Origin of the sequence: Clostridium frigoris (genome assembly GCF_018861865.1) — a bacterium.
Lineage (GTDB): Bacteria > Bacillota > Clostridia > Clostridiales > Clostridiaceae > Clostridium_AD > Clostridium_AD frigoris.
Map to the genome: position 1 here is coordinate 1 of NZ_JAHLDV010000121.1, position 2,095 is coordinate 2,095.

Annotated in this window: 1 protein-coding gene; it reads right to left on the bottom strand. The window is 35.3% G+C overall.

The genetic code is table 11. The annotated features are described in order from the left end of the window. Nucleotides 1-80: 80 nt before the first annotated feature. A complete protein-coding gene (ltrA, locus tag KPL37_RS19305) occupies nt 81-1,352 on the bottom strand; it encodes a group II intron reverse transcriptase/maturase (protein WP_246578384.1) in 1,272 nt (423 codons plus the stop codon). Between the last annotated feature and the right edge of the window lie 743 nt (nt 1,353-2,095).

Here is a 2,095-nt window from a genome sequence, read left to right on the forward strand (position 1 = left end):
AATAAATTTCCGACTTCTTTCCTCTCACAGAACCGTACGTGCGGACCTCGCATACGGCTCCTGGCAAAACTAAAAATTATTTATTCATAATAATTTGACAAGACACCGACCTGTATATCTGACAAGTGAACAAGCTTTATTTCTTTGAACCATGAATTAGGTAAAGCCATGTGTATCAATGTAAAATTTGAATTTCTCCATCTTACCATTGATATTTTCTTGAATTCACCCTTATACCCTCTTCGCCTAAGTGCTTTATGCAAAGATTTATAACTTTTCCATTCTTTCATTTTCTTCATCCTTAGCCTTCTTTTAATCCAACTAAATAGCTTCTCAAAAAGTCCTTTACAGTTTGCAATTCTAAAATAATTTGCCCATCCTCTAATTACTGGATTTAACTTTCTAAGTATTTGTTCTATATTCATCCCATGGTTTCTAGGCGTTAGCCTTCTGATTTTATTTTTGAATTCTTCAATTCTTTTAGGATGTATTGAAACCCAATTTTCTCTTATTATAAATCCAAGAAAAGCCACCCCTTTACTAGCGTCAGCTATGTGGGTCTTAGTTTCATTTACCTTAAGTTTTAAGTGCTTTTCTAATATATGAATTGCCAAGGCTAGATATTTTCCTGCCAATTCCTTTGATTTTGCAAAAATCAATATATCATCTGCATATCTAACTATACGGATACCTTTTTCCATCATTGCCTTATCAAAATAATCTAAATATATATTCATTAGCAATGGTGAAATTACGGCCCCCTGCGGACAACCTATATCAGATTCATCAAAAATACCATTTTCCATAGTTCCAGCATTCAAGAACTTATCTACTAATTTTAAAATTCTACTGTCGCTTACTTTTTCATTTACTGATTTAATTATTATTTCATGGTCAAGTGTGTCAAAGCATTTAGATAAATCCATATCTACTACATGCTCTAATCCATATTTGTTCATGAATCTTTCTGCTTTTGCTACCGCCTTTTGACAAGACCTATTCGGTCTATAACCATAGCTTGAAGGATGAAATGTAGGTTCAAAAATTGGTTCTAAAATATTTTTAAGTGCTTGTTGGACAACCCTATCTCTAACCGTAGGAATACCTAACGGTCTTTTAGTGCCATCATCTTTATCAATATATACCCTACGTACTGAAAGTGGCTCATACGTTTCGGTTTTGAGTTCATGATTCAGCTTAACTATATTAGCTTCCATATTAGCTTCAAAAATTTCAACAGTCTCCCCATCTATACCAGGGGCTCCCTTATTGCTTTTGACCGCTTTGAATGCCTTTCTTAAGTTATCAATTAAATAAACTTTATCAATCAAGCTATACCACTTTTTCATCATAAACTCCTCTTGCTTTGCTATCTAAATTATTCCCTTATAAACCACAGTTTCTTCATTAGTTTTGCTGACTTCTTTAGCCTTTCGGCAATATATCTAGCTTAGCCTAATTACTCTGTTTAGAACGGACTATGTTTCCAGTAGATTCGTCATCACCAGTTACAAGTACCTCTTAGTGTTCCAACCTCGATTATCTTTTCTAATAAGTTTATAAATTCACAATTTTGAATTGCAAACTTTGTTTTGCCTTCCTCCCTTTGCAAGCATAGATACTTTTGGTAATCTATACCTCATTATGACTGCTAATATAATAGCTTCTGCATAATGTCCTCTTAGTTTTGTCCTCCATACTGTTACCAGTTTTCATTGGCTAAAAGTTAATCACTACTATGGATTCATCTGCCACCTGCACTACATCGTATCTCCCTTATGTTCCCACTTGTTTGAACTTACCTATTAAAATAGGATAATACAGGTTTCTCCAGATAGGTTTGCCTGCCTAAATGCGAACGCATCCGTCTTAACTTATAAAGTTATCCAACTTTAGGGCTTTCCCATATTTTGCAGGGTTACCCACTTTATAAGCCATCTTCGGTTTACTTTAGTTATGTTCCACATTTCCCCTGCTGCTTCCTTCAGACCCTACCGTTGCCAGTAAATCCCTTGCTCTCAGGTTGTCTTCCCGTTGGTTAGGCGACATAGGCTTCTTTCAGCCTATCGGCTCAGCTAACATGCTGGACGTACAA